General features: G+C 33.4%; 17 protein-coding genes. 1 reads left to right on the top strand and 16 read right to left on the bottom strand.

The window, feature by feature from the left end; genetic code table 11:
* The 8 genes from BMX09_RS07650 to dhaK form a co-directional block, all read right to left on the bottom strand.
* Positions 1 to 4,547 (bottom strand): Cna B-type domain-containing protein (locus BMX09_RS07650; RefSeq protein ID WP_143054392.1); only part of this gene is annotated, 4,547 nt, incomplete at its 3' end.
* A gap of 310 nt (positions 4,548 to 4,857) precedes the next feature.
* The gene (locus tag BMX09_RS07645) at positions 4,858 to 8,277 is read right to left on the bottom strand and encodes a G5 domain-containing protein (RefSeq protein WP_089747385.1); all 3,420 of its coding nucleotides are present in this window, start codon (positions 8,275 to 8,277) and stop codon (positions 4,858 to 4,860) included.
* 180 nt (positions 8,278 to 8,457) lie between these two features.
* Positions 8,458 to 9,177 carry an SDR family oxidoreductase gene (locus tag BMX09_RS07640; protein ID WP_089747383.1) on the bottom strand — a complete coding sequence of 240 codons (720 nt, stop codon included), beginning with the start codon at positions 9,175 to 9,177 and terminating at the stop codon, positions 8,458 to 8,460.
* Between the two features lie 186 nt (positions 9,178 to 9,363).
* Positions 9,364 to 10,350: a DhaKLM operon coactivator DhaQ gene (gene dhaQ, locus BMX09_RS07635; protein ID WP_407645257.1), complete on the bottom strand. Its 987-nt coding sequence runs from the start codon at positions 10,348 to 10,350 to the stop codon at positions 9,364 to 9,366.
* A 149-nt stretch (positions 10,351 to 10,499) separates the two neighbouring features.
* The gene (locus tag BMX09_RS07630; protein ID WP_089747387.1) at positions 10,500 to 11,216 is read right to left on the bottom strand and encodes an MIP/aquaporin family protein; all 717 of its coding nucleotides are present in this window, start codon (positions 11,214 to 11,216) and stop codon (positions 10,500 to 10,502) included.
* 36 nt (positions 11,217 to 11,252) lie between these two features.
* The gene (gene dhaM / locus BMX09_RS07625; protein ID WP_407645256.1) at positions 11,253 to 11,624 is read right to left on the bottom strand and encodes a dihydroxyacetone kinase phosphoryl donor subunit DhaM; all 372 of its coding nucleotides are present in this window, start codon (positions 11,622 to 11,624) and stop codon (positions 11,253 to 11,255) included.
* Between the two features lie 102 nt (positions 11,625 to 11,726).
* Entirely contained in the window at positions 11,727 to 12,302 is a 576-nt protein-coding gene (gene dhaL / locus BMX09_RS07620; RefSeq protein WP_089747377.1) for a dihydroxyacetone kinase subunit DhaL, read from the bottom strand.
* Between the two features lie 81 nt (positions 12,303 to 12,383).
* Positions 12,384 to 13,370 carry a dihydroxyacetone kinase subunit DhaK gene (dhaK, locus tag BMX09_RS07615; protein ID WP_089747376.1) on the bottom strand — a complete coding sequence of 329 codons (987 nt, stop codon included), beginning with the start codon at positions 13,368 to 13,370 and terminating at the stop codon, positions 12,384 to 12,386.
* 202 nt (positions 13,371 to 13,572) lie between these two features.
* On the opposite strand from dhaK, the gene dhaS reads away from it, so the two are divergent.
* Complete coding sequence (gene dhaS / locus BMX09_RS07610) at positions 13,573 to 14,130, top strand: dihydroxyacetone kinase transcriptional activator DhaS (RefSeq protein WP_089747374.1); 558 nt, start codon at positions 13,573 to 13,575, stop codon at positions 14,128 to 14,130.
* A gap of 66 nt (positions 14,131 to 14,196) precedes the next feature.
* Here dhaS and BMX09_RS07605 read toward each other — a convergent pair whose 3' ends face one another.
* From BMX09_RS07605 to BMX09_RS07570, 8 genes are all read right to left on the bottom strand, one after another.
* Positions 14,197 to 15,258: an FUSC family protein gene (locus tag BMX09_RS07605; protein ID WP_177159577.1), complete on the bottom strand. Its 1,062-nt coding sequence runs from the start codon at positions 15,256 to 15,258 to the stop codon at positions 14,197 to 14,199.
* A 216-nt stretch (positions 15,259 to 15,474) separates the two neighbouring features.
* Positions 15,475 to 16,827: a PTS cellobiose transporter subunit IIC gene (gene celB / locus BMX09_RS07600; protein ID WP_089747370.1), complete on the bottom strand. Its 1,353-nt coding sequence runs from the start codon at positions 16,825 to 16,827 to the stop codon at positions 15,475 to 15,477.
* 65 nt (positions 16,828 to 16,892) lie between these two features.
* On the bottom strand, positions 16,893 to 17,381 hold the full coding sequence (locus BMX09_RS07595) for a hypothetical protein (protein ID WP_089747369.1): 489 nt from the start codon (positions 17,379 to 17,381) through the stop codon (positions 16,893 to 16,895).
* Between the two features lie 15 nt (positions 17,382 to 17,396).
* On the bottom strand, positions 17,397 to 17,711 hold the full coding sequence (locus BMX09_RS07590; RefSeq protein ID WP_089747366.1) for a PTS cellobiose transporter subunit IIA: 315 nt from the start codon (positions 17,709 to 17,711) through the stop codon (positions 17,397 to 17,399).
* A 14-nt stretch (positions 17,712 to 17,725) separates the two neighbouring features.
* Positions 17,726 to 19,714, bottom strand: coding sequence for a BglG family transcription antiterminator (locus BMX09_RS07585; protein WP_089747362.1), 1,989 nt, complete (start codon positions 19,712 to 19,714; stop codon positions 17,726 to 17,728).
* Positions 19,715 to 19,755: 41 nt separating this feature from the next.
* The gene (locus tag BMX09_RS07580; protein WP_089747360.1) at positions 19,756 to 20,070 is read right to left on the bottom strand and encodes a PTS cellobiose transporter subunit IIB; all 315 of its coding nucleotides are present in this window, start codon (positions 20,068 to 20,070) and stop codon (positions 19,756 to 19,758) included.
* 21 nt (positions 20,071 to 20,091) lie between these two features.
* Positions 20,092 to 21,522, bottom strand: a complete 1,431-nt coding sequence (locus tag BMX09_RS07575) for a 6-phospho-beta-glucosidase (RefSeq protein ID WP_089747358.1) — start codon at positions 21,520 to 21,522, stop codon at positions 20,092 to 20,094.
* 293 nt (positions 21,523 to 21,815) lie between these two features.
* Complete coding sequence (locus BMX09_RS07570) at positions 21,816 to 23,654, bottom strand: prealbumin-like fold domain-containing protein (protein WP_177159576.1); 1,839 nt, start codon at positions 23,652 to 23,654, stop codon at positions 21,816 to 21,818.
* Between the last annotated feature and the right edge of the window lie 72 nt (positions 23,655 to 23,726).

Below are 23,726 nucleotides of genomic sequence, written 5' to 3'. Positions count from 1 at the left end.
TCTCCTGTGATTGCACTTGTGTAACCATCAATGTTCACTTCTCCAATGCTGTAAGTAATTTCTTTGCCTATTTCTTGGTTGTAAACTGGTAAGTTGTTGAATTCAGCTTTCCAGTTATTTGAAGCGTTTAATGTTAATTCTTGCGCTTGTTTACCATCGGCTAAAAGATTGATCGTTACTGAGTCGGCTGGTTCACCAATCCAGTGTTTTTCCACTGGGATTGAGATCGTTGCAGTATTGGTATTTGTGATGATATAACCTACGCCTTTTTCAATAATTGAGCTTGTATAACCGTCGATTTTAACTTCTTCTACTTTATAGTTGATTTCGTGTCCATCTGTTGAGTCATATTTAACTAAGTTGTTGAATTCACCTTGCCAATTAGTTGTGGCATTTAATGTGATTTGTTTATCTGTTGCTTTGCCGTCGGCTAATAAGTTAATTACTACTTCTTTGGCTGCTTTACCAATCCATACTTTTTCCACTGGGATTGAAATTGTTGCAGTATTAGTATTTGTGATGACATAGCCTGCTCCGTTTTCAGTAATTGAGCTTGTATAACCATCGATAGTAACTTCTTCAATGCTGTAAGTAATTTCTTTGCCTGTTTCTTGGTTGTAGACTGGTAAGTTATTGAAGGCAGCTTGCCAGTTATTTAAAGCGTTTAATGTTAATTCTTGCGCTTGTTTACCATCGGCTAAAAGATTGATTGTTACTGATTCTGTTGGTTCACCAATCCATACTTTTTCCACTGGGATTGAGATTGTTGCAGTATTAGTATTTGTGATGACATAGCCTGCACCATTCTTAGTAATATCACTTGTATAACCATCAATGTTCACTTCTTCAATGCTGTAGACAATTTCTTTGCCTGTTTCTTGGTTGTAAACTGGTAAGTTATTGAATTCAGCTTGCCAGTTATTTGAAGCGGTTAATGTTAATTCTTGTGCTTTTGTACCATCGGCTAATAGATTGATCGTTACTGAGTCGGCTGGTTCACCAATCCAGTGTTTTTCGACTGGAATAGCGATCGTTGCAGTATTTGTATTTGTTACTACGAATCCGTCTGCTTGGTTACCTGTGATTAGTGATTTGTATCCTGAGATGGCAACTTCTGCGATAGTGTATTTAATTGCTTTACCGTCTTTATATTGTTCTAGGTCGGTAAAGGTATGTTGCCAGTGGTTTTCATTGTTTAGTGTTACTGATTGAATTTGTTCACCGTCAGCTTGTAAGTTGATCGTTACTTCTTCTGCAGCTTTTCCAATCCACTTCTTAGTGACTGGCACAGATACTTTTCCTGTAATGGTATTAGTCACAGTGAATCCTGTTTCAGCTGTTCCACTAATAGCAACATGATAGCCGTCGATCTTTTCTTCTTCTATTGAATAAGTAATTTTCCCGTTTTTATCATAGATTGGCAAGTTTTCAAAGTTCGCTTTCCAATCATTATCTTTTGTAATGGTTAATGTTTTTCCTTCGACTTTTTCGTTATTTGCTAAAAGATTAATCGTTACTGAGTCAGTTGGTTCACCTATCCATTGTTTTTGGACTGGAATAGCGATTACTTGTTGCGTATTCGTAATGATAAATCCATGTTGACTATCACCTGTTGTATGTGTTGTAAAGCCTGATACTGTTACTTCTTCTACTGAATAAACAATCTCTTGTCCATCTTTGTCATAGATTGGTAAGTTTTCGAATTGTCCTTTCCAGTCATCTTCTTTTGTGATGGTTAAAGTTTTCCCTTCAACTTTTGTACCATTTGCTAATAAATTTACTGTGATTGACTCTGGAATATATGTTTCATCTAATGCATTACCTTCCACATCTTGCCAAGATTTCGTCACTTCAAGATTGCGGACTTTTTGTTTATTGGTGATTTGGATTGCTAAGTCTGGCACTTCGCCTTCTTCAGCTTCTTTTTCAGTTGCTTGACTGATTGTTGTTGTGAAGCCTAGTACTTCCGCTTCTTCTACTGAATAAACAATCTCTTGTCCATCTTTGTCATAGATTGGTAAGTTTTCGAATTGTCCTTTCCAGTCATCTTCTTTTGTGATGGTTAAAGTTTTCCCTTCAACTTTTGTACCATTTGCTAATAAATTTACTGTGATTGACTCTGGAATATACTTCTCATCCAATGCATTACCTTCCACATCTTGCCAAGATTTCGTCACTTCAAGATTGCGGACTTTTTGTTTATTAGTGATTTGGATTGCTAAGTCTAGCACTTTACCTTCTTCAGCTTCTTTTTCAGTTGCTTGACTGATTGTTATTGTGAAGCCTAGTACTTCCGCTTCTTCAACTGAATAAACGATTTCTTGGCCATCTTTATCATAGATTGGCAAGTTTTCAAAGGTGCCTTTCCAGTCATCTTCTTTTGTGATGGTTAAAGATTTCCCTTCAACTTTTTCGTTATTTGCTAATAAATTTACTGTGATTGACTCTGGAATATACTTCTCATCCAATGCATTACCTTCCACATCTTGCCAAGATTTCGTCACTTCAAGATTGCGGACTTTTTGTTTATTGGTGATTTGGATTGGTAAGTTTAGTAAGCTTCCTTCTTCAACTTTTTGTTCAATTACTTGACTTGTTGTAAAGCCTGGTACTGTTACTTCTTCTACTGAATAAACAATCTCTTGTCCATTTTTGTCATAGATTGGTAAGTTTTCAAAGGTTCCTTTCCAATTGCCCTCTTCATCAGATTTAATGGTGATGCTTCTTTGGTTTCCTTCTTGATCTAGTGATGGTTGTTTTTGACCACCAATTGTTTCGAATAAGTTTACGGTGATTGACTCTGGAATATATGTTTCATCTAGTGGATTACCTTCCACATCTTGCCAGTCTTTTGTAATGGTGATGGTTTGGACTGATATATTAAGGATTCCTACTCCCATTACGTTGCCCGGCGTACCATCACCAATAAATTTTTTGCCGTAAACAGTATCCCCTTCTAAGTATGAGCCTTCTTCAACAGTGAATGGAATTGCGTCTTTAGAAGCGATATAGCCTACTGGTGCTAGTACTTCTTCAATAAAATACTTTCCTTTAGCTAATCCATCAATTTCAAGGCGTCCTTCTTCTAATGATATCCATCGTGTAGCTTCGGATTTATCTGGTTGCCATTGCAAAGCTAAGCGGTTTTTCTTCATAAACTCCATATAACCTATCATTTTTTTTGACATGTTACGTTCTAGTTTTTCAAATCCATCATAATCAAAATCACCAGACTCATCATCTATAAAATTATCATAGGCATCGGTTGCCTCGCGGTATTCTTGATATTTTGTCATTACTTGTTGTTTTGTTGCCTCATCTCCAAAATCAATTGATAAATATTGTTCTTGTCCATTTTCATCTTGTTTTTTAATAACAAATTCAGCATTACTTAATCTGATTTGTTGTGATGTTCCTGTCATGATGTCAGGCATAAATTCATCACCCAATTTGACAAAGCGTTTACCATAAGATACTACTTGTGGTGATGTTGGCATTAATGTTTCAGCAGAATCAGCTGATTTTTTGAGCATAACTTGTAAGAAATTAGGTATATATTGTTCTTTCTTTTTAATTGTTCCTGTTTGCTCATAACAAGTTCCTTTAAGTGTACGGAATTTCACATATAAAGAATCTTTGGAGTCTTTTGGTATCTCTAAAAATTCAAAATTAACTTTTTGGTCAAAATACGAAGCATATTCCACCGCAAGAAGCTTATCATGTTCTGGTGTTGCGCCTGTTTGATATAAATACAACATCCCATCAAACGTTGCGTCCATATCACTATTCTCTTGCACATTAGGTAGTATTTGTACTGTTATTCTATTAACCGTATCCTTTGAATCTCCATAAAAGTCGCTTGTATCAAATTGACTAATTGGGAAAGCATTCTCACGTGGATTCACAAAAGTTTGTTCCTCATCCCCATAATAGAAGCTAATGTTATTATTTTTTGGACTTTCTAAACCAATTTGGCCATTCGCATAAGAAGTATAATTGAAGATGATTTCCACATCACCTAATTGCGTTTTTTCTGCAACTTTTTTTATTCCTTCTTGTGTAAACGTTATGCTATAGCCACTTAAATTTTCAGTAAGTTGGTAGTCGCTATCTTTTTCTAATGCTTTTAATTCTGTTCCATTTTGTTGCCAAGTGATCGTTACATCAGAATTGTAAAATAATCCGACATCTAATATATCATCCCACTGCAATGTTTGATAATTAGTCCCTTTTGGAATGAGTGTTTTTACTTGATAAGGGATTTTTTGGCCGATTTCTGTTGCGACTTGCCATACTTTATTGTCGTTGTTATCGTAATTAGCACCCACAGAAACTTCCCCATTTGTATCTACTACTCCTGGCGCAAAGTTTTTAGCAATTTTAGGTATCGCCTTTGTATTGTTAGCTTGGTCAGATTGGTTTTGTCCCTGCCAAGCAGTGGTGCTAGCTGTTTCATTTGCTGAGGTATTATTCGGTATAGCTATTGAAAAAATAATTGCTAATATAAATAATATTGCTAGACTGAATTTATTATTTTCCTTATTCATAATGCCACTTCCTTTTTATAGTATTAAGAATTCATCTCTATCTTGAATACGTTCTCATTTTTTCTTTTATTTTAACATATTTTATTCTATTTTTGCACTTATAAGTCATAATTGTTACAAATTTATGTATATCAAGATATCTTATGATAAATATGGAAATTAATAGAATTTGCCATAGCAAGTCCTTTCACTAACTAACCTAACGAACTAATTTAACTAATCACTTCTAATAAGATAAAGTGATTAGTTTTTTTACGTGTAAAGTAAAACACCAAGCTCATTTTATAGAACTTGGTGTTTTATTTTTTATTTAATCAGTTAATTTACCATCATGATTTAGATAATATGAATTAATCCATTCATCATGTGCATATTGACCATTTTGTTTTAGGTAATACCATGCACTACCATCATGAATCCACTCGTTACGTGCCATTTCTCCATTTGATTTTATATAATAGCTACCTACCCATGTATCATGTAAATAGTAGCCATTATCTCCAACAAAGAACCAATTTTGATAATTTTCATCATATATCCATTCGTTATGAGCCATAGCGCCATTACCATGTAGATAATAGCCATTTACCCATTCATTGCGAGCGTATTTTCCGTCGGCTTTTAAGTAGAACCAACTATGATAATTTTCATCATATATCCATTCTTGTTTAGCCATGTATCCCCAATCTTTTAGATAGTAATCTCCTACCCATTGATTTTGAATATATTTACCTTCTGAATCAAAATAGTGCCATCCTGTTTCTGGACTTTGAGCCCAACCATTTTTAGCCATTTCTCCCCATTGAGTTAGATAATAGGAGTCCTTCCATATATCATGAGCGTATGATCCATTCTCATTGATAAAGAACCAATTATGATAGTCTTCATCATATATCCATTCTTCTTTGGCCATGTATCCCCAATCTTTTAGATAATAAGATCCTACCCATTGGTTGTGAGCATATCGCCCATCTGGATTTAAGTAGAACCAACTATGATAATTTTCGTCATAAATCCATTCATTTCTAGCTTTTTGTCCATATTTATTATAGTAGTAATCACCTTGCCAACCAATATTTTTATTTGGGCTTTCTGGTACTTGCGGATGAACCACATCAGGATTTGTACCATTCCCTTCTTCTGGTGTTGCTGGTTTGTTTGTTGTGCTGTCTCCTTCTTCTGGTGTTACTGGTTTGTTTGTTGTACCGTTACCTTCTTCTGGTGTTGGGTTAACAGAAGTATCTTTTTCTTTTGTTCCATAAATAATTATTTGTGGAACTGGTTCTTTTGTTTTATCAGTTGTGGTCAATAATTCTGATACCTCTCCTGTTGTCTCATTTACTTGATAGGCGGTTGTCTCTGTTAATAGACCATTAACTCCAGCAACCAAGACTTTTTCAGCACCTACATACATATCTTGACTAGCTTGACGTACAGTTTCAAATGGAATAACCTTTGTTGTTACTTTTGCTTTTGTTCCAACTTTTACCACTTGATTAATAGCAGGTGTGGTGACAACTTCTGTCTTTTCATCAAATGCTGCCGTATCTTTATTATAGTGATAAGTCGTTGTTGTTGTTTCAACACCATTTTTACCAGCTATTGCAACTTGCTTAGTTCCTACATCAATAGTATCATCTGCTTGATAGCTAGTTGAAAAAGGAACTTCTTTTGTTGTGACAATCGGCTCTTTAGTTGGATTTTCATCAATTGTTAGTTGATATGAAGCGGAAGCAAACGTATTGTTAGTCCCTTTAATTCTAAATTCATATGTTCCTTTTGCTAAATTTTCTAAAGTATCTTGTGTGGTTGCTATCCAATGGTTCGTATCCTTCACACTATATTCAGTACCTGTCACAAATTTTACCAGATTACCACCCTCACTTTTTTCTAGCTTAATCCAAGCTGGTTCTTTTAATGGTCGAGTAATTTTGATTTCTTGTGCATTTGAATAATGATTTCCTACTTTATTTCTTACAAATATTCGAGCGCAAATATTTTGATTTTCATAATCCACCGCTGTATTTGGACTTACTAAGAGTGGCTCATTAGTTGCCTTTCTCCAAATACCATCTCCCAAATTATATTCTGCTGTTTCTGATAAATTAGATAAATAACCAGTATTCATTGATTCACCGGTAAACACTGCCTCTGGTATTGCGATTTCATCAGGAGCTGCTAATGTTACTTGTCCTTTATCACTTAGCACCTTATAATTACTTTTTTGAACTTGTAAATTGACTATTTGGTCATGGTTATCAGTAATTTGAATAGTATACTCTCGATTAGATAATTTTTTTAATGAATCTGAAGCTACTTTACCACTTGATAAAAAAATATTATATGGTTGTAAATCAATATCTTTATCAAAAGTTAATTTCACAATTTGTTGGCTTGCATCAACTAATTCATATGAAATAGTAATATCTGTACTACGCTTATATTGATTAATATCAATATTATTGACTACCGTATACTCATACAAAACCCCTCGACCTGGAAATGTCTTCAATGGGGTTAATCCTTCAACTGCAATATACTGTCCTGGAACTACAAACATATCTCGTACTTGATATTGTTTTTTATTTGGATCTTCACTATATGGGATATATATCTTCACCTTATTTTGACCTGGAATTAATGAATCCCTCGCCTCTTTTACTTGTTCAGGAATTGGTAAGCTAGCTAAATCTACAACTTCTTTTGGCAATCCATAATTCAAATATTTAGTCCCTAAATCTTCATTGGTATCATGTACAACACGTGATTTTTCCATAAATTCCTTTGAAGCAAATAAATAGTTGTAATCAATTCCTGTTAATGAAGAATCCCCCCAAGTCACATCAACGTAATACCATTTCCCTTCTATTTTTACACGATTCCAAGCGTGTAAAGCTCCTAGTGATTCACCTTGCGCCCCACTACTTTTTATATCTCCTGTTTCATATTCACAAATAATCCCTGATTTATCCATCAAATATTTAAAAGCACGAGCATACCCTTCACAAACAGCTTTTCCTAATACTAATGAATTATATTGACTTGGTCGTCCGTAATATTTTGTATCATAATCAATATGTTCTACCAAATATTGGTATGCAAATACAACCTTATCAGGATCACTTAAATCTTTCATTTGATCTAAAATCTCAGCAGCTTTTTCATCAACCAATCTAGCATGTTCTGCTTGAGATTCTTTAATAACTTTAATTGGTAAAAGATGTGCATATTCACCTTGATAAACAGCTACTAACCAGCCTTTTAATGTATCTTGCTTACCTACCATTTTGCGAGCAGTAATTTCTTTATTATTTTCATTAATCTTAACTAATGAAGCTTTTTGATAGACTTCTCCACCATGATTTTCCGGTGCTAAATCTTCTCGACTTTCTACCGCACTAAAAAAATTATCATATGGAACTGTAGTAAATACATACCACTCAACATCATGTTCAACTGGATTCCCCTTATCATCTAATAGTTGAATATCTGAAGACTGGTTCTCTCCTAAAATAATTTCATTCTTATCAAAATGAAATCCTGGATATGACTTAATGTATTGGTGATCATTATTTAAATATTTTTTCAAATGATCAATCCAAGTTGCTTTATCCATCACCTTTGCATCAGTTGCATATACACTAGGCACTAAGATTTCTTGCTGAATAGCAACACCCGTTAAGATACTTGCAGCCGTTGCCGTTAGTATAACTTTCTTTTTAATTCCCATTTAAACCACCTTTTTCTAAGTGAAAACTCTTCTAACCTTTCATCTATTTTTCCAAAAAATTTCTATCCATATTTTAGCGATTTCTACATCTGTTGACAAGCAAAAACTATCATGAAATTTTACAATTATAAACAAACACCACACTCCTTTTTTTGGTAGAATGTGGTGTTTATTTTTTGATTAATTTGCTTGTTTTGTATCAGAAATTTGGATTTCTCGCATGGTTACCGTTTGTGGCATTTCATAAGCAAATTGAATTGTTTTTGCAATGTCATCTGCAGTAATTGAGATATCATTTGTCTCTAGCCAATTATTATAACTTGATTTGATGTTATCACTTGTGGTATGCGTTAATAATTCTGTTTTGACTGCACCTGGACAAATTCGCATGACACGAACATTATGAGGCGCTAATTCTTGGCGCGCGACTTCTGATAAGCCATTCACGCCATATTTACTAGCACAATAAGCTGCATGATTGATATATGGATTGACCCCTGCAACTGATGATACATTAATAATCGTTCCATGATGGGCTTTTTTCATTTGTTCCATGACCACTTGCATGCCATTCATCACACCCATTACATTCACATCTAGCATACGTTGCCATTCAGTACGATCTTGATTTTCTAGATTACCTAATAACATACATCCCGCATTATTAATTAATAAATCTACTTCTCCATAGACAGCCTCTGCTTCTCTAACAGCTGCTTCAAATGCATCATAATCCGTCACATCAACTTTCCGACAGATAGTATTTTCTAATTGCATTTCTTCTAACTTTTCAAGGCGACGTGCCAATAATAATAATGGATAGCCTGCCGCACTAAAACGCTCAGCCAAAGCTTTCCCAAAACCAGAACTTGCCCCAGTAATCACCACTAATTTTTTCATTATTCATTCCTCCAAATCTTTTACTATCTATATTCTACTCCTACATCTGGGTATTATGTCAACTAATCCGCCTATGAACCACTCACCACTTAGCTGATGATTGATATAGAATTTTTCCGCCTACAATTAGATAAAAAAACACCAAGTTCACAATCATTTGCGAAATTTAGTGTTATTCCCCTATCCTTACCAGGCAAAAGCCGTTGTCGGAGCATTCAAATACTCTAGCCATTTTGGATCAACAACTGGACAAGCCGTTAGACTAATGCCATCCATATTATAGCTCGTCATATAATTCCCGACTTTACAGAACTTAATTACTAAGCCCTCTAATTGCATCAAACGTCTAATATCATTGGTAAACATATATTGTTCCATCAAAGGCATTGAGCCTAAACCATTAATCAATAGAATATACTCATCACCTTCTTGCCATTTACTAAAAGCTTTTAATTTATTCACTAATTCAATCGCCAAACGTTCGGAAGAATCAACCTTCTCATTACGATAACCTAATTCTCCATGAATCCCAATCCCAAATGACACTTCATCCTTTTCTAATGGGAATGAGTATTCTGGATAGCCTTCAATACGTGCCGATTCTAAAGCTACTCCCAAGGTCACAATCTTAGTCGTTAATACTAAACCTAACGCTTCCAATTCCTCAATTGTTGCACCTTCCATGGCAGCCGCACCCAAAATCTTATGTACTAAGACCGTACCAGCTACCCCACGATGACGCTTTTGATAATTATACGTATCAACAGAAATATCATCATGCGTCACAATATATTTAACTGTGATTCCTTCATTACGCGCTAACTCAATCGCACGGTAAAATTCTTTCATATCCGCTTCAAAATTCTTCACAATTAAAAAAACACCATTCTCTGTTGGAACCGAATGAATCGCTTGTAAAATCTCTTTGTAAGTTGGTGGTACAAATAAAGGACCACTAACACTGGCTGCCAACATGCCATTACCTACATAACCAAAGTGAGCCGGCTCATGACCACTACCCCCACCAGAAATAATGGGTACAGTCTGCTTATTGCACTGTTTATTTATTATAATTCCAGTATCTTCAATGTATTGTAAATTCGGATGTGCAAATGCTACACCCTCTAACATTTCATACGGAATTTCTCTATCTTTTAAAATTGATTTCATCATTCCACCTGCTCTTTAATGTTTATCTTTTGTCTATTAGTATACCATATTTCAATTAATAAATAATAACAGATTTTCTTTACTAACAACAAAAAATTCTCTAGCACTAAGAGACTTTCATCCCTCAGATACTAGAGAATTGCTATTCAGTATTAAGCAAATGCTACAATAATTGCGTTGTAAATTAATGCACCAATTACACCACCCACAAGCGGACCCACTACTGGAATCCATGCATATGACCAATCTGAATCACCTTTATTTGGAATTGGTAAGATGGCATGCATCATTCTTGGTCCTAAATCACGAGCTGGATTAATCGCATAACCGGTTGTACCCCCTAATGAGAAACCAATCGCCACAACAATCGCACCTACTAAAATCGGTACTAAACCTGGTGCTAAATCATGATGACCTAACGACATAATCCCAATCACTAAGACAGCTGTACCTAATGCTTCACCAAAAAGATTGGTCCAAGTATCACGAATAGCAGGCCCTGTAGAGAAGGTTGCTAAAATTAAGCCTTGATCTTTTGTTTCTTTATAATGAGGATAATAATGAATGACTAAAAAGATTGCCGCTACCATCGCTCCTAAAAATTGCGCCACAATATATGGCACTACTAATGAACCTTCAATTGCACCAATTGCAAACATCGCTAACGTTACTGCTGGATTTAAATGAGCTGGTGACATAAATCCTGACACATAGACCCCAACTGTTACTGCTAAGCCCCAAGCTAAAGCAATCGCAATCCAACCTGAGTTATTTGATTTCGTCTTATCTAGACACACTCCGGCTACAATCCCATTCCCTAATAATACTAAAATGAATGTTCCGAAAAATTCTCCCATTAATTGCGGCATAATGCTATTCATAAACTTATTCCCCCTGATTTTTTATTATTTTTCAATTATTAATGATGTTAATTGTTCATTAATCGCTTCTAAACTTGCTCCAGCTTGAATTAAAGCAGCTGCAGTATACGCCCCTTCAACAACCGGAACCGTATAAATCGCCATTTCCTTATCAGTAAACTCCATTGCCATATCTAAATTCATACGCGCACTACCTAAATCAAAGAATGTTAAGACGGTATCAGCTTCATTTTCTTCAACGGCTGCTAGTACTTTATTAAATGATGTGCCAATTCCATCATCTTCTGACCCACCAGCAATTGTGAATGGTACATCTTTTGCCACTTCTCCTGCTAATTGTTTAATTCCTGTTGCAATACTTTTTGAATGTGATACGACTACTACACCTAATGTCATGATTTCTTCCCCTTTTTCTCGTTGTTATTTTCATAGTGGTAATCATAGCAACCTCCTCCTTCTTACCAATGCAGATTGCTATAGATGTCAACTATAATTTATTTATGCTTTTAATAATTCACTTAATAAGTATCCACTTGAACAAGTACCTGGATCAATATGCCCTAATGAACGTTCCCCTAAATAACTTGCACGTCCTTTTTTCGCCACTAAATCTTTACTAGCTTCGACAACTTTTTCGATATCTTCTGTTGTAACTGTTGCACCTTGTTCTAATTGTTCTTTAACATATGCCCAAATATCGACCATTGTTTTATCGCCAACTTCCGCTTTCCCACGTTTTTGGATACCTGCCAAACCACTTGTAATTAAGGCTAATTTGTCTGTATTTTCTTTAGCTGTTTTTGCCATACCCATAAATGCTGAGCTGTATAATGGACCAGATGCTCCCCCAACTGATGAAATTAAAGTCATTGCAACTTTTTTCAAAACATCTTGCACTGTTTCGAATTCATTATCTGTTAATTCTTCCATTACTTTCCCCATACCACGTGACATATTACCACCGTGATCGCCATCTCCAATTGGTGTATCCAAATCGCTTAAATAAGCTGCGTTTTCTTGTACTAATTCATTAAAGTTTCCTAACCATTGTTTTGTTGTTTCTACTGTTAACATATTGATTCCCTCTTTTTCTCTCTATTTTATCAATCTTCTTTCATGTTGTTTTAGAATGTTTTTTCATTTTAAAACACGATCCTACCAAGCGATTGTTGTTACATCTTCATTTAAGTAATCTACTAATTCAGAAGTTACTTTCATTAATGTTACTGATAACCCAGCCATGTCAATTGCTGTCATGTAGTTACCAACCTTTTTGAATGGTACTGTGACTGGTGTTGCATTTAATAATTCTGCTACATCTTGGGTGAAGACGAATAATTCCATTAAAGGAGTTGCACCTAAACCATTAACTAATAAGGCAAACTGGTCACCTTCATTAAATTCAAATTCAGCTTTTAATTTACCAATTAATTCAGCAGCTAATTCTTTAGATGGTTTTAGTGTTTCTTTACGGTAGCCAGGTTCACCATGGATACCAACCCCGTATTCCATTTCATCGTCAGCTAATACAAATCCAGGTTTCCCAACTTCTGGAACAGTTGCGCCTGATAATGCCACACCAATTGTTTTAATATTTGGAACGATTTGGTCGGCTAATTCTTTAATTTCTGCTAATGAAGCCCCTTTACGAGCAGCTGCTCCTAAGATTTTATGAACTAATACTGTACCGGCAACACCACGTTTACCTTGTGTGTATAAGCTATCCTCAACAGCGATGTCATCATCAACTACCACGAATTCTACGTCAATATCTTCCATTTCAGCCATTTCTTTCGCCATTTCAAAGTTCATAATATCGCCAGAATAGTTTTTGATAATTAAGAATACGCCTTGTCCTTCATCAACCGCTTGAATCGCTTCAAAAATTTGGTCAGGTGTTGGTGATGTAAATACTGCACCACATACAGCAGCTGATAACATACCATCCCCAACAAAGCCCGCATGACTAGGTTCGTGACCACTACCTCCTCCAGATACTAAAGCGACTTTACCTGTTTTAGGAGCAGTTCTTTTAATCACTTCAAAATCAGGAAGCTTTTCAACAATACCTCCATACGCATACGTTAAACCTGCAAGCATTTCTGTTACGACATTCTTTGGATCATTGATAATTTTTTTCATATTGATTACCTCGCTTTATTTTTTTATTTGTTTCTTTCTACACCCTTATCATACCAATGTAAGCGCTAAAAATTAAGGTACAGAAATCTTAGACTGTCTTTTTTAAGCTCCCAAAAGCGGACAGATTATCCTTTGTGTCCCAAATTCAAAATTTCATTAAAAAAAATCAAAAAATGTTGTATACTATTAAGTGGAGGCCGCTATGAAAAAATCAATTATTACCAAAAAAATTATCGCCAAATCATTAAAAGACTTAATGCTAGAAAAAGATTTCAAAAAAATTAGTACAGCAGATATTATGAATCACGCCGGTATTAGACGTCAGACTTTTTATAATCATTTTTCTGATAAATATGAATTAGTAGAATGGATTTTTAAGTCTGAATTACATGAACAACTATCCGATAATGTCGGTTACCAACATTGGAAGACTACCGTACTAACCTTATTATTTTATTTAGAAAAAAATAAAACCTTCTATCAAAGAGCATTTGAAATCGATGGACAAAATTCCTTTGAACAATTCTTTTGTGACCAATGCAAAGAAGTAATCAAAGCCACATACCAAGATACGCACCCAAATGATGCTCCATTAAAAGAATCAAAACTACTGCAATTATTAACCGAATATCATGCCCTAGCATTTAGTCATTTTATTAAGGAACATATTGATGATAATGTCCCTCTTGAAAGATATCATGAATTTTTGTGTTATGTTATTGACCATCAATTTAACGATAGAAAAGACCGTTTGTTCTAAATCGATATACAAAACCGATAAAAAAAGACATACCTCACATAAAATGTGTAAAGTATGTCTTTTCTACTATTTATAAGCTGAAATCCTATTTGTCATTTTAACAAAATAATCAAATACCCAATAAAATATAAGAGCAAAGAATATCCCTAATATGGTATCCCCAATACGTAAATAGATGGCTTGTTGCATACCGTAAACACTACTAGCCACTAGTAAAGCCCCCAATGAATTCAATAATGTTTTATACTGATACTCACTACAAAATCCTAAGCACAATCCCCCTAATGGCCCAATCAAAAAATGGTACTCACTCGGTAATACATTATAAATCACATAAAACGTTAATGATCCATATATCACACCCAATAAACGTTGCCAAAAACGTTCTCTTAATAAAGGATCTTCAGAATGATCAGACAATAAAGAAGCACAAGCAAATCCTGCCCACATAAAACGTCTAATCTGAAAATAACTACCGATTGTTAATAGTAAACTAATCCCCAACGCAAACCGAACCATCCATTGATACTTATGCTGGGTGATATCGATTTTCTTTAGATGATTCCATACATTCAACTTTTGGTGTTTTTGAGCATGTTTTTGATAAAATACCGCAGCGCAAATTACAAATCCCACCACAGTCATCAAAAATCGTTGATACAAACTACTGCCATATACAGGATTCCCCGATAAAAAAATATAAGCAAAACTATATAAACTACCATTCCCCATCTCAGGCTGATCTGCACTTAATAATAAAATAGCAAAAAAACTGAAAAAATGGATTAAAAACCCTACAATAGGACTAGCTACAGTAGCAATCACTGGCGAAAATAACAATAATAATAAAATACCCGCCAAAGCTATGATTGACTCCCTCACACAATAACCAAAATCAACAAAGCGGACTGCCAATAACATACAATACAACACCACTGCCATAGAACTATTATCACTACCAAAAAAATACGTTAAAGCGCTAATAAATATAATCGCAAAAAGAACAATCAAAACTGAACGAACCGCCATTCCCCATCTTAGTCTCTTTTTTTCTTGTTGGTTATCATTAAGCTTTATTAAACGCTTAATCGTACCTGGATCCATCTGTAAAATCTGATAAAAAGTCATTTTCGCTCCTCCAATATCCTTTATAAACTTATTTTTTACTATTTCTATTTCTTTTATAAATTCCAAACATATCATTATATACCATAATTTTCAATAATTTTCACTTAAAAAGTAAATTATTATAAAAATTCTATTATGTTACTATCTCTATTCTTTTTGTTTTAGACATAAAAAAGCACTCACTTTATTAGTGAGTGCTTTTTTTAAGACGCTTTATTAATTCATTTTTGCTTCAGATTCTTCTTTTAATAAACGTTGATCATAAGCTTTAATGAATGGATAATAGATTGCAAAAGCTGCTAATGCACAAATTACTGCAACAACTGCTGCTTTCCAATCTCCCCCAGTACCGATAAATGCTCCGATACCAACTGGTGAAGGCCATGGCATTTGTGCAATAACTGGGCGAATAATTTCTAAATTAATCGCAAAGTAAGCAATTGTTGCTGATACCATTGGTGCAATAATAAATGGAATTGCCATAAATGGATTATAAATCAATGGCATACCAAAAATTAGCGGTTCGTTAATATTAAAGATTGCTGGAACTAATCCTGCTTTACCTAATACTTTTAACTGTTCAGATTTCGCCATATATGCCAAATAGATACATAAACCAAGTGTTGCTCCTGAACCACCAATCGTAACGAACATATTACCAAATTCACCTGCTAATGGAATATGAGTACCATCTACAGCATTACTAGTTAAGTTCATTAAAGTAATTGGAGTAATAATTGAGAAGACAATTGATGCCCCATGGATACCAACTAACCATAGTGCTTGAACGATAAAGTAGATAACCATTAAACCTAACCAAGAATTTGTTAAATGAGTAACAAACCCAAATGGTGCTGAAATAACTTGGAAAATATCTGTATTCATACTAATTAAAATACCATTTGCAATAATTACCGTAAAAGCCACAATAAATGCAGGAATCAAGGCTGTAAATCCGCGAGATACACCTTCTGGAACTGATTCAGGCATTTTAATAATCCAATTTTTAACGATACATAAACGATAGAGTTGAACAGCAATAACTGCCATAATAATCGCTGCGAAGATACCTGCTGAACTAAATCTTTGTACGCCATCACCCATTGCCCATCCATTAATAATAAAGGCACCTTCTTCTGTGCTTACAACACGTTCAAAAACACCATCATTAACAATAAATTGTGGAATTGTCATTAAAAAGGCAAACATTGATAATAACGCACCATTTAAAGGTGACATATTTAAGCCATCTTCTTCTGTATATATTTTAGTAAATTCATAACCTAAAACAATATTAAAGAATAATGCTAATGTTCCCATTGTAGCTGTGGTAGCCATCATGTATAAACTTGTATAACGATCAAGAGTAACTGCAAATATTCCCGACAAACTTGGAATAACTAAAGGTAATACATTTAAAACTAAAAACATTGAACCAACAATAGTGAAAGGCACAATTGCCATACCTGTCGCCATAATAGCACGAACAAATTTATATTGAGAAATTTTCCCCATCGGTCCCATTAAATACTTTTCTAAAAATCCAAACAAACCTTTGCTTTCATTCATTATAATCTTCCTCCTTTTATATTTGCTTTTTTATAACCTTTGCATCATAAACTCATTTTTGCATATTACAGGTAATTCATTAATTGTTGAAGTCGTTTATATGGTTTATCTTCAGCTTGCTTGATTTTGGTAATCCTTTTATTCAAACAATATAAAATAATGACATTTATCATATTAATCCCAACAATTAATTGCTTTGCTAAAGTATTTGCAATTAATATCGGAAATAACATCACAAAAAACTGATTAAAAAATACTGAGATTAACGCTACAATACAACATAGAAATTGACATTTTATAAATAGATTAGTCATCTTCAATGGAACTTTAGCTGTTAAATTACCATATAATCGAACTTGTTCAATTAATGCGCCTAATGAAATTACTAACATTATCCCTGGAAAAATTATGCTAAAATTAAGGACTGGTAAATGCATATATAACCAATACAAGTTACAAAAGAACAAGCCTGCTAAGTAATATCTGAAGATTAAATATCGATTGAAATACATATTTTTAATAGTTGTTTGTTTTTTTCTATCTTGCTTAGTCATCTATGCCACCCCTTTTTATGATACTTTCTGATATAATGCCAACATTTCTAAAGCTACTTCACGTAAAGTCATTGTCGTCATCAAATGATCTTGTGCATGAACCAATAATACTTCTACTGTAATTGTTTGCCCTTCTGCATACTGTTGTAATAAACCGGTTTGTGATTGATGAGCTTTTAAAATACCTTCGTTAGCTTCATCTAATTTCTCTTCTGCTTCTTGATATTCTCCTTTACGCATAAAGGCAAATGCTTCATGAATATTTGTACGAGCATCACCACTAGCTAAAATAATTTCAAATGATACTGCTTGAATTTCTTCTTGATTCATCAAAACCCCTCCTATTAATTTTCTATAAATTGCTTAATAAACTCATGATAATTATTACTTTTAATCAATCGATTTTCTAATTCTTTATTCTCGATAATCGACACCATCTTTTTACCAACTTTATCAAAGCCATCATGACCATATTTAGAACTTAATAACATAATAACTAAGCGAACTTGTTGGTTTTGTTCATCCCATACAATACCATCTTTTGCAATTGCTACTACTACAAAAGAATTTTCATGTAAAGATTCCATTGGATGTGGTACTGCTAATTGTTTAGTAAAAACTACTGAACCAAATGTTTCGCGTTGATTAATTTGTTCTATTACTCTTTTACTAGAAATATTTTCGAATTTAGTAACTAATTCAATCATCTGGTCAATTACTTCATCACGTGTTGTCTCTCCTTCTATTAATAAAAATAAGTCTTTATTGAAAAATCTCAACAAGTCTTTATTGGAGTGATTTTCTTTAATTGTATTTCTATTTTTTTGAGTATAAATATTTGTATCATTGCTGTAAAATAAATCGATTTCAGTATTAATTTTTTCCACATCATCTTTTGGTAAGAACACACTGACATATAATACTGGTATCTTAAATACTAAATTAGATAAATCAATCGTTGAAATAATAATATCCGTATCTTGAATAATTTCTTCTGATAAATCATAATAACCAACAACATATTTAATAATAAATTTACTGCCAAATTCATTTTCTAAACGACTTTTTAACATTTGTGCACTTCCTACACCAGTTGCGCATACTACAGTTACTAGTAATTGCTTTGGTTTTATGTATCGTTCAATCGCAGCTAGTAAGTGAATTGTTAAATATGCCCATTCATCTTCAGATATATCTTCCGTTATAAAAATTGGTAGCGTTGCTAACTGTTGCATTGTTAATTGATGGATTTCAGGATAATTTTGTTTAATTTCAGATAATAAAGGATTTTCTATCGATGTTCCTTTTTTTACACGATTCATCATTAATGAAATATGACTTAATATACCATGCAATAATAATTCATCAGCTACAAATGGCATACCTGTAATCTCTGTCAACTGCTGAAAAGCCAGTTTAATTTGCGATTCCAAGATTTCTTTTTCATAACCAATAAAACTCACTCTGTTATTACGATTAAAAAAATGAAGTGAAATATAATACGCTTCGACTTCAGGAAGTGTTATCTCAAATTCTGCAGAAATTCTGTTAACAATATTCTTTGCAATTTTTATTTCTTCACCTTCTGTAACGTCTTCCGAAGTTATTTGTTTCAATTCATATCCAGAAGTTAAACGTTTGATTGCTAAACAAATGTGTAATACTAAATTATAAATCGCATAATCCGATAAATGTAATTCACCTTGCCTACATTCTTCTAATACTATACTAGTAATTTTCAGTGTATCTATTTCATTTAATAAACCTTCATAAGAAGAAAAACCTAATGTAGCATTCATCATCTTATCGTTAAAGAAATAGTACATTATAAAATGACGTTTATTAGTTTCAATCCCAGCAACATAAATCCCTTTTTTTGTTCGATTATCTATTTTTAAATCATATGGAGATAATAATTTTTTTATTGAGCTTAAATCATTCGTAATAGTGGATCTCGAAACAAACAAATCTGATGCTAAATCGTCAACCTTTGCTGATTCCATTTCAAAAAACAACTTTTTCAATATATAGTATTGACGATCTAAACTCTCTTGGATTACAGCAATATCATCTTTTCGTTCAATATACTTATTCATTTGATTATAAAATTCATAAAATTGTATGCTTGATTGAATTTCTAATTGATAACCATAACCTGTCTTAGAATTAATAGAAGCTCCATGTTTTTCAATTGTCGTTTTTAATTGAGAGATATATTTACGTACAGTTCTATCTGAAACATGTAAATCTTCTGCTAATTGTGTACTGGACAGATATGATTCCTGCATATCGAGTAACTTTTTTAAAATGAATTGTTCTTTTTTGTTCAACATACAGCTTCTCCTCTTTAGAATGTTTAGCTAGTTTTCTATCTTTAAATATTTTCAATTACTAAATTAGCTAATTTTTCAATCCCCATTGGAATTGGTACATATGCTTGTGGTGGAATTGCCATAATTGGTTTATTATATTGGTCAGCCACTTTTTTCAAATTATCAAAATACATTCTCGTTTGTGGACTAATTAAATATAAATCAAATTCATCTTTTTGAATTGTATTTGCACCTGCACTTGCATTAATGGCATCAATTTCAATTTCGTGACCCTTATCTTGTAAAAATGTAGTTGTTTTTTTCGCCATCAAAGAAGATGACATACCTGCTGCACAAATAATTAACGCTTTTTTCATTTTAACCACTCCTTATTTTCTTTATATATTTTCACCATTACTAGCGATTACTTCTTTATACCAACCAAATGAATCCTTTTTATAACGTTTTAATGTTCCAGAACCATCATTATTTTTATCTACATAGATAAAGCCATAACGTTTTTTCATTTCGCCCGTTCCTGCTGATACTAAATCGATACAACCCCATGGAGTATACCCCATTAAATCAACACCATCTTCATCCACAGCTTTAATCATTTCTTTAATATGTGATCCCAAGAAATCTATACGATACTGATCATGAACACTTAAATCATCTTCTAAAATATCAATCGCACCAAAGCCATTTTCAACAATGAAAACTGGTAAATGATACATATCTGTTAACCAATTTAAAATATAACGTAAACCTTGTGGATCAATTTGCCAACCCCAATCCGAAGCTGATACATATGGGTTTTTCTTCAATTGATCATTTTCTTTATAATCAAAATGTGGATTATTCTCTAATTGTTCAATTGCAAATGACATATAGTAACTAAATCCAATATAATCAACCGTTCCTTCTTCTAACGCTTTTAAATCATCTTCTGTCATATCAATTTGATACTGTTTACGTTCTAAATATTTTAAAATATGATTAGGATATTTACCGTGAACGTGCACATCTAAAAACCAGGTACGTTTTTGCATAGCTTTTAGTGACATAAAACCATTATCCGGATGACAAGTTGCTGGATATAATGGTGATAAAGCTACCATACAACCAACCATCATTTCTGGATTAATTTCTTTTGCGATTTTAACAGCTTTTGCGCTAGCAACTAATTCATAATGAGCCGCTTGATACATAACTGCTTCACGATCCTCACCTTCTTGATAGACGATTCCTGAATTAGTAAATGGAAAGAAATCCATGTCTACATTTGCTTGATTATTAATTTCATTAAATGTCATCCAATATTTCACTTTTTTATGATAACGTTTAAAACAAACTTCCGCAAATTTCACAAAAAAATCAATTACTTTTCTATTTCTAAAACCACCATACTCTTTAGCTAAATAAAACGGCATTTCAAAATGTGATAAAGTTACAACTGGTTCAATATCATATTTTAAACATTCATCAAATAAATCATCATAAAATTTTAAACCAGCTTCATTTGGTTCACTTTCATCTCCATTTGGAAAAATTCTTGTCCATGCGATAGAGGTTCTAAAACACTTAAATCCCATTTCTGCAAATAATGCGATATCTTCTTTATAATGATGATAAAAATCAATAGCTTCATGGTTTGGATAATTTTTACCCGGAATTACTCCATCAGTAATCTCTCTTGCAACTCCATTAGCCCCAGCTGTCATCACATCTGCAACACTAAGTCCTTTGCCACCTTCTTTATATGCACCTTCCAATTGATGGGCTGCAACTGCTCCACCCCAAAGAAAATTTTTTGGTAATTTAGTCATATATTTTACCTCCTATCATTTGATACACTAAGCTTAGCAAGAAAACGTATACATTGGAACGGAAGGAACTTCCGCATCATTACGGAAAGCATTTAACTTCCCGTTTAAAATCTAATCATATAAATATCATAATGTTTAATATATGCATATTTATCTATCAAATATTGTTATAAAATTGAATTTAAATACATGGGATAACTTTTAGTTATATGAGATTTAATTTCAAAAAAATTTCCATATTTACAAAAAACACCCACTTTATTAGTGAGTGCTTGTTTTTAGGTAATCTTTTATTATTTAGTTTTGCGTTCTGAGATTAATACAATACTGATACCGGAAAATGTTGTCGCAATAGCTAAAATGCTTGCTAATGATTTTGTACCTGTTGTTGGTAAGCTTGGTTCTTCTGATGTTTCTTTATCTGTATCTTTGTTGTCGTCTGTTTCTGGTGTGACTGGTGTTTCTTTATCTGTATCTTTGTTGTCGTCTGTTTCTGGTTTTTCAGGATTAATTGCTTTTGATTGATAACTAATTATAGTAGTTAGTTTATCTGTTTGACGTTCTTCCTTAATTACTGGCTCATCATAACCGTCAATCATTGGAGCAACCACTTTATAGGAAATTTTATGACCATCTTCTGGATGATACTTAGCAAATTCACCTGCTATTTCCCATTGATTTTCCTTATTAACAGTAAATGATTCTAACTGTTCATCTGCACATAATTCCAATGTTACTTCTGAATGTTCTTTTTCATCATCCCACTGAACTTGAGTATTAATGAAGACTGTTGTTGGATCAACTTGATTCACTACTTGATATAATTCACCTTGAACATCATCTTCCCCAATTTCAAATTCAAATACTTCTGGATTTACTAAGAAACCTTCTGGAGCAGTTACTTCTTTTAAAGTGTAGTTACCCGCTGGAAGATTTTGAATATTTGCTATACCTTGTTCATCCGTTGTTAGTACCATTTCCGCTTGTTCTTTAGCTATAAGTGAAAATATCACATTGGCTAATGGCTTTTTAGAGCCGGCAATCTCTTTAATAATTTTCAATTCACAAGGAAGTGTTCCATTTTTTACCATCGTTTTTGCATAAACATTTTCTACTTTAGAAGAATATTGTGCATTTTTTACTAATTTTTTTCCTGTTTTATAAGTAACCACTGAATGATTACTAAATTCTTTTTGCTTCTGATTAGTAATGTTTGTGACATAACCAATACCAAAATGATGCAAATTAACTGATTCTTGCGGAAGCTTTATTGAAAAATGATTTGGTGTTTGTTTGTCAATCATCAACTCTACCTCAGGATACGCTTCCGAAAAATCAGCCCAACTATAATAAGCTACCGGATTTTCCCCTGATTCATTAACAGTCACATAAAAACTATTCTGATTAATCTCTTGTCCCGCAGAAAGTCTCTTTTCAATCACAACTGCTTCACTCACAGCATCGCAATTATTATTAATTCCCATATACCACTGAACATGATTCACATCATCATCATATATCTGACTACTTTCATAATAAAAAGTACCTCTATTACTCGATTTATACTTTTTAACTTGAATCACACATGCTTTTTTGCCATCTAGATAAATATTCCCTGTTTGAATATTCTCCTCACGAGTCTCTGCATGATTAAATCCTTCAATTTCAAAATCAACGTAGCCACTAATATTTTTAATTTTTTCAACTTGTTCATTAAAAGTAATAATCGCTTCATGCTTAGAAACCTCTATGCTCCCAATATGTCCAATATTTGAACTTTCAACTACTAATGGTTTTGTACAGACATATCCCAAAAATTCCAAATCATCCGTATCTGGCCAAGTTATCTTAATCGATTGATTGGCTTTAATTTCTTTGCCTGAAAAATCAACATGCACTAAGATACGCTCCCCACTCACAACCATATTTGGGTGAGTATCATCAGTTGCCTTCGCACTAACACTATACTGACAAACTTCATCTTGTGCTAGTTCACTTACTAAACCTAACGTCGGTTGGTTATTGCCATATTCGGCTAAGGCTATCTTTGATTGCCCCACATTCATAACCGCCAAAAAACTTGCAACATCTGACTGCTCCCACGGGCAAGCCCGTGGGGTTCTGATTGTCAAGTGTAGCTTGTAATCGTACATCATTTTCAGACTTTGGAGTTACAAGTGTAAATCTATTTAAATCAAAACTTT

The sequence above is a fragment of the Granulicatella balaenopterae genome (assembly GCF_900111135.1).
Taxonomy (GTDB): Bacteria; Bacillota; Bacilli; order Lactobacillales; family Aerococcaceae; genus Granulicatella; species Granulicatella balaenopterae.
The sequence above is the reverse complement of the archived record's forward strand: the minus strand, read 5'-3'. Positions and strand labels throughout refer to the sequence as shown.